At 60.4% G+C, this 6,332-nt stretch carries 7 protein-coding genes; all 7 read right to left on the bottom strand.

Annotation, left to right across the window (positions count from 1 at the left end; translation table 11 throughout):
- Positions 1-68: GTPase (locus tag ACIQY3_RS33550; protein ID WP_403028823.1), on the bottom strand; the 68-nt coding region annotated here is incomplete at its 3' end.
- A 232-nt stretch (positions 69-300) separates the two neighbouring features.
- The gene (gene bamB, locus ACIQY3_RS33545) at positions 301-1,452 is read right to left on the bottom strand and encodes an outer membrane protein assembly factor BamB (RefSeq protein ID WP_403028818.1); all 1,152 of its coding nucleotides are present in this window, start codon (positions 1,450-1,452) and stop codon (positions 301-303) included.
- Positions 1,445-2,086 carry a tetratricopeptide repeat protein gene (locus ACIQY3_RS33540; protein WP_403028816.1) on the bottom strand — a complete coding sequence of 214 codons (642 nt, stop codon included), beginning with the start codon at positions 2,084-2,086 and terminating at the stop codon, positions 1,445-1,447. Before ACIQY3_RS33540 ends, bamB begins: the two co-directional genes overlap by 8 nt.
- Before the next feature lie 40 nt (positions 2,087-2,126).
- Positions 2,127-3,416, bottom strand: coding sequence for a histidine--tRNA ligase (gene hisS / locus ACIQY3_RS33535; RefSeq protein WP_403028814.1), 1,290 nt, complete (start codon positions 3,414-3,416; stop codon positions 2,127-2,129).
- 23 nt (positions 3,417-3,439) lie between these two features.
- A complete protein-coding gene (ispG, locus tag ACIQY3_RS33530; protein ID WP_213938437.1) occupies positions 3,440-4,549 on the bottom strand; it encodes a flavodoxin-dependent (E)-4-hydroxy-3-methylbut-2-enyl-diphosphate synthase in 1,110 nt (369 codons plus the stop codon).
- Between the two features lie 3 nt (positions 4,550-4,552).
- A complete protein-coding gene (locus ACIQY3_RS33525) occupies positions 4,553-5,572 on the bottom strand; it encodes a RodZ domain-containing protein (protein ID WP_403028809.1) in 1,020 nt (339 codons plus the stop codon).
- Positions 5,572-6,330: a type IV pilus biogenesis/stability protein PilW gene (pilW, locus tag ACIQY3_RS33520; protein WP_403028807.1), complete on the bottom strand. Its 759-nt coding sequence runs from the start codon at positions 6,328-6,330 to the stop codon at positions 5,572-5,574. The genes ACIQY3_RS33525 and pilW overlap by 1 nt, the downstream gene beginning before the upstream one ends.
- Between the last annotated feature and the right edge of the window lie 2 nt (positions 6,331-6,332).

Raw genomic sequence — 6,332 nt, 5'->3', positions numbered from 1 at the left:
GACAGGCGGTTGAACAAGGTGGACTTGCCGACGTTCGGTCGGCCCACCAGGGCGATTACGGGAACCATGCGGCTCTCCACTTCGTTATTTCAGAAAATACAAAAGCCGCTGCGAGGCAGCGGCTGGTGCTCGGGGCAATCACTGCGGGCTTGTTGTGGGAGCGAGCCTGCTCGCGAAAAACGCTTGGACACCGCGTTCATCCAGGCCGCAAACGTAATCGTTGACGTCCTTCGCGAGCAGGCTCGCTCCCACATTCATTCCCACAGGTGAAGCCGCTTGGGATCAACCCAAGCATAGTTCTTACTTGATGGTCAGGGCTTCCAGTTTGCCACTGTTGCCATACACATAAATCATGTCACCCACCACCAGCGGACGGGCACGCAGGCCATCGCTGTCGATGCGTTCGCGGCCGACGAAGCGACCGTCCACCTGGCTCAGCAGGTGCAGGTAGCCTTCCATGTCGCCGACTGCAACGTAGCTGGAGAACACTTCCGGAGCCGACAGTTGACGGCGAGCCAGCGAATCGTTGCTCCACAAGGCTGTGGTGGAACGTTCGTCGACGCCTTCAACGGTGCCCGAAGACAGGCTCACGTATACGCTGCCAAAACCCTGGGCGACACCGGCATAGCTGGAAGCATCACGCTGCCAGAGCTGACGACCGCTTTGCAGGTCCAGTGCCGCAACGCGACCCTGATAGCTGGCGACGTACAGGGTTTCGCCGGACAACAGCAGACCGCCGTCGATATCGACCACGCGCTCCAGTTCCGAACGACCCTGTGGGATCGCAACCCGTTGTTCCCAAACCGGCACGCCGTTGGAAATGTCGAGAGCAACCACTTTACCGGTCGACAGGCCAGCCACCGCGAGGCGATTGGTGACGACTGGCGCACTGGTGCCGCGCAGGGTCAGGACCGCCGGAGTGCTGTCATACAACCAGCGCTGGGTACCGGTCGCAGCGTCCAGGCCGATCAGGCGATCGTCCTGGGTCTGAACCACCACAACGTCGCCGTTGTTGGCTGGCGGCGCGAGGACTTCGCTGGACACGCGAGCGCGCCATTTCTCTTCACCGTTGGTGGCGTCCAGGGCAACGATTTCACCCTTGAGCGTACCGATCGTGACCAGACCGTAGCCCACGCCAACGGCGCCGGAGACAGGCAGTTCGAGGTCTTTCTTCCATTTGACGTCGCCATTGTTGCGGTCCATCGCCACGATCACGCCAGTGACGTCGGCCGCAAAAATGGTGCTGCCATCGATCGCCGGTACCAGCATGTTGTAGGTTTCGCCCTGACCGTCACCGATCGAACGACTCCATTGCTTCTGCAGGACCACTTCTTCTTTGAAGTCGACCAGCTCGGCCGGCGGCAATTCTTTTTTGCTGTTGCTGCTGCAACCCGCGGCCAAAATGGCCAGAGCCAGCAATGCTGCATGTTTCCAACGGATCACGTCACGCATCCCCTTTGGCCAGGTCGTCCAGCTTGATTTGTAGGCCACCGACTGCCGCTTCATCCGACAGTGCTGCCTTGGCTTTTTGATACGCCGTGTTCGCTTCGTCGGTACGACCCAACTGCACCAGCAGGTCGCCCTTGAGTTCTTCGCGAGTGGCCAGGAACGACTTGTCGGCATCGCCTTCAAGCAGTTTCAGGGCTTCTTCGACCTTGTTCTGCGCCGCCAGGACCTGCGCCAGACGCTGACGGGCAATTTCGCCCAGCGCCGGGTTGGCCGGTTTGTCGTTGATGGCTTTCAGCTCGCTGGCTGCGTCGTCCAGCTTGCCGCTGTCGACCGCGACTTTCGCCACGAACAGGCTGCCGTATTGCGCGTAGGCCGAACCGCCGAACTCGCTGTTGAGCTTGCCGGCCAGGTCCGAAACCCGGGCTGCGTCAGGCTTGCCGTCAGGCGTCAGCGTGGTTTCCAGCAGTTGCTGATAGAGAATCGAGGCGCCTTGCGACTGATTGCTCTGATACTTGTGAAAGGCTTGCCAGCCGAACACGATGACCAGCGCCAACAGGCCGCCAGTGACCAGGGGCTTGCCGTTACGTGTCCACCAGTCCTTCAAATCCGCCAGTTGTTCGTCTTCGGTACTCGACACCCCAATACTCCTTAATCGCTAAATCGGCTGTTTGACAGCTTCAACCCTGCACGACGCAGGTGGCCAGGTGTGCAGCGAGCGCATCCCAGGCAATGCTTTGTTGTTCGCCCTGGCCACGCAGGGGTTTGAAACCTACCACCTGCTGAGCCATCTCGTCGTCACCGAGGATCAGCGCATACAGCGCACCGCTCTTGTCGGCTTTCTTGAACTGACTTTTGAAACTGCCGGCGCCGGCATTGACTTGCAGGCGCAGGTTGGGCAACTGGTCACGCACACGCTCACTCAGGGTCAGACCGGCCAGCTCGGCGGCTTCACCGAAGGCGCAGAGGTAGACGTCGACCTGACGGGAAATCTCTTGCGGGATCTGCTCAAGGGTTTCCAGCAGCAGCACCAGGCGCTCGATACCCATGGCGAAACCAACGCCCGTGGTCGGCTTGCCGCCCATCTGCTCCACCAGACCGTCGTAACGACCACCGGCACACACGGTGCCCTGGGCGCCCAACTTGTCGGTGACCCATTCGAAAACGGTCTTGCTGTAGTAATCCAGCCCGCGAACCAGCTTCGGGTTGATCACATAAGGAATGCCGGCAGCATCGAGACGAGCCTTGAGGCCCTCGAAGTGCACGCGGGATTCTTCGTCGAGGTAGTCGGCCATTTTCGGCGCGTCGACCAATACCGCTTGAGTGTCGGCGTTCTTGGTGTCCAGAACCCGCAAAGGGTTGGTTTTCAGACGGCGCTGGCTGTCTTCGTCGAGCTTATCCAGGTGCGCCGAGAGGAACTCGACCAGGGCTTCGCGATAACGACCGCGGGATTCGCTGGTGCCCAGGCTGTTGAGCTCAAGCTTGACCGCATCGCGGATGCCCAGCTCGCCCCACAGGCGCCAGGTCAGCACGATCAGCTCGGCGTCGATGTCCGGACCGTCGAGGTTGAACACTTCCACGCCGATCTGGTGGAACTGGCGATAACGACCTTTCTGTGGACGCTCGTGGCGGAACATCGGGCCGATGTACCAGAGTTTCTGCACCTGGCCGCCGCCGGTGATGCCGTGCTCGAGCACCGCACGCACGCAGGCCGCCGTGCCTTCAGGGCGCAGGGTCAGGGAATCGCCGTTGCGGTCGTCGAAGGTGTACATCTCTTTTTCGACGATGTCGGTCACTTCACCGATAGAGCGTTTGAACAGCTCGGTGAACTCAACGATCGGCATGCGGATCTGCTTGTAACCGTAGTTATCCAGCAAACGCGAGACGGTGCCCTCGAAATGACGCCAAAGGGGCGTCTGCTCGGGCAGGATGTCGTTCATGCCACGTATGGCTTGCAGAGACTTGCTCACTATCAATCCTTAAATTCGTTCGATCAGCCGCGGGCGATGACTGCTGCGTCGGCTTCGACCTTTTCGGCCGCTTTCTGGCGGATCAGCTTTTCCAGCTCGTCCACCAGATTCTCATTCGTCAGTTTCTGCGACGGCTTGCCGTCGATGTAAATCAGGTTTGGCGTGCCGCCGGTCAAGCCGATATGGGCTTCCTTGGCTTCGCCCGGCCCGTTGACCACGCAACCGATGACCGCGACATCCAGCGGCACCAGCAGATCTTCGAGGCGCCCTTCCAGCTCGTTCATGGTCTTGACCACATCGAAGTTCTGCCGCGAGCAGCTCGGGCAGGCGATGAAGTTGATGCCACGGGAACGCAAGTGCAGGGATTTGAGAATGTCGTAGCCGACTTTCACTTCCTCGACCGGGTCAGCCGCCAACGAGATGCGAATAGTATCGCCAATCCCTTCGGCGAGCAGCATACCGAGGCCCACGGCGGATTTCACCGTGCCTGAACGCAAACCGCCAGCTTCGGTGATGCCCAAGTGCAGCGGCTGGACGATTTCCTTGGCCAGCAAGCGGTAGGCGGCGACGGCCATGAACACGTCGGAAGCCTTCACGCTGACCTTGAAGTCCTTGAAATTCAGGCGCTCCAGGTGCTCGACGTGACGCAGGGCCGACTCGACCAGCGCGGCCGGGGTCGGCTCGCCATATTTCTTTTGCAGGTCTTTTTCCAGGGAACCGGCGTTCACGCCGATACGGATCGGAATCCCGCGGTCACGGGCGGCATCCACTACCGCACGCACGCGGTCTTCACGACCGATGTTGCCCGGGTTGATGCGCAGGCAGTCAACGCCCAGTTCGGCTACGCGCAATGCGATCTTGTAGTCGAAGTGGATGTCGGCAACCAAGGGCACCTTGACCAGTTGCTTGATCTTGCCGAAAGCCTCGGCGGCGTCCATGTCCGGCACCGAAATGCGCACGATATCGACGCCAGCGGCTTCCAGGCGATTGATCTGGGCCACGGTGGCGGCCACGTCATTGGTGTCGCTGTTGGTCATGCTCTGCACAGCGATAGGCGCATCGCCGCCAACAGGCACGTTACCGACCCAGATCTTGCGGGATTCGCGACGTTTGATTGGAGATTCGCCGTGCATGACTTATTGACCCAACTTCAGGCGAGCAGTCTCGCCACTGGTGAACGGAGCGACATCAACCACCTGACCGTTGTAGCTGACCTGCGCGCCACGGGCGAAGCCCAGACGCACGGCAAACGGTGGCTTGCCGCTCACGGAAACGTTTTCGCCCTTGCGCTTGAGACCGCTCAACAGCACTTTGCCATTGCCATCGGTCACTTGCGTCCAGCAATCGGCAGTGAACAAGAGCTGCACCGAGCCTTGGCCGGCCACTGGAGCGGCGGCTGGAGCAGTAACAGCCGGGGCAACCGGAGCAGTCGTGGTCGGAGCCGGAACGGCCGATGCTGGCGCGGTTGGCGCGGCGACCACAGGTGCGGCGTTGTGAACCGGTGCCGCAGGCGTTGGAGCCGGGGCTACAGGTGCTGGAGCAGGCGCGGTGGCTTCGGCTTCGGCCGGTGCTTCAGTCGATGTCTCGGATTGCGTCAACGGGAGAGCGGTCCCCGCTTCACTCTGACCTTCCGCGACAGCCTGGTCTTCCGGCTCGTCCAGCGGATGGATCTGGGTGGTGCCGTCGGCGCCTTCGACTTCAACGTGTTCCGGCGCCAGGGTGGCCAGGTCCTTGGTGCGCAGAGAGGTTTGATCCTGCCACCAGACGAAACCACCGCCAATCACCGCGATCAGCAACAGCAGGCTGACAATGCGCAAAATGGTGTGGGAAACCCGCACCGGCTCTTCGATACGACCCAGGCTATGGACGTTGCTGCCCTGGGAGTCGGTGCCGGTGGACTGGTCGAATTGCTGGACCAGAACGGTCTGGTCCATGCCGAGCAATTTGGCGTACGCGCGAATATAACCGCGAGCGAAAGTATGGCCTGGCAGCTTGTCGAACGCGCCGGCTTCCAGATTGCCCAAGGAATTGACGGTGAGGTTGAGCTTGAGGGCCACTTCGGCCAGCGACCAGCCATTGCTTTCGCGGGCCTGGCGCAAAGTCTCACCGGGGTTAACGCGATTCGCTGCTACAACTTCGGGATGCGCCGCTTTCATCATTGCTCCGACAGGTATTGCTGATATTCCGGCGTACCGGGATAGAGTCGTTTTAATTGCAGGCCAAAACTGGCGGCCTTGTCGCGATCTTCAAACACTTTTGCCAGCCGAACGCCGAGCAATAGACTACGTGCATTTTGTTCGGTGAGCAGGCTAAAACGGTCGTAATAGTCACGCGCGGGCACATAATGCCTGTCTTCGTAAGACAACTCAGCCATTTCCAGCAATGCACGCGGTTGTTGTCGGTTCAAACGCAGGGATTTTTCCAGTTGCTGCTGGGCCAGATCACGCTGGCCAAGCTTCGAAGCGGTCATACCAAGGTTCTCGAACACCCGCGAACGCTCAGGATACAGGGTATCGGCGGCGGCCTGCTCAAAGCGCTCGTAGGCTTCCTTGTAACGTTTTTCTTCGTAAAGAAAACTGCCGTAGTTGTTCAGGATGCGTGCATCGCCGGGACGGGAGGACAGCGCCTTGCGAAAATGCTGGTCGGCCAGCTCCGGCTCCATCTCGGCCTGGAATACCAGCCCCAGCGCCGCGTTGGCGTCAGGATCGGAATCATCCAGGTCCAGCGCCTTTTTCAACGGCACCTTCGCCCGTTCGGTCATCCCTTGCTGCAAGTACCCCAGCCCCAGCTGCACGTAGGCAACACGCGCTTCATCGCGGCCCTTGCTGGTCTTCATCGGGTTGAAATCGCCCGACAGGACACAACCAGCACAAAGGCTGGCCATCAGCACAAGCAGCGCAAAGCGCAGGGACATAG

Source organism: Pseudomonas sp. NPDC096950 (genome assembly GCF_044762525.1).
In the GTDB taxonomy this organism is placed as follows: domain Bacteria; phylum Pseudomonadota; class Gammaproteobacteria; order Pseudomonadales; family Pseudomonadaceae; genus Aquipseudomonas.
The sequence above is the reverse complement of the archived record's forward strand: the minus strand, read 5'-3'. Positions and strand labels throughout refer to the sequence as shown.

What these genes read in the sequence shown, in the direction of transcription:
- bamB (WP_403028818.1), bottom strand. Translation starts at nt 1,452, where the DNA reads ATGCGTGACGTGATCCGTTGGAAACATGCAGCATTGCTGGCTCTGGCC.
- pilW (WP_403028807.1), bottom strand. Translation starts at nt 6,330, where the DNA reads ATGTCCCTGCGCTTTGCGCTGCTTGTGCTGATGGCCAGCCTTTGTGCT.
- ispG (WP_213938437.1), bottom strand. Translation starts at nt 4,549, where the DNA reads ATGCACGGCGAATCTCCAATCAAACGTCGCGAATCCCGCAAGATCTGG.
- ACIQY3_RS33525 (WP_403028809.1), bottom strand. Translation starts at nt 5,572, where the DNA reads ATGAAAGCGGCGCATCCCGAAGTTGTAGCAGCGAATCGCGTTAACCCC.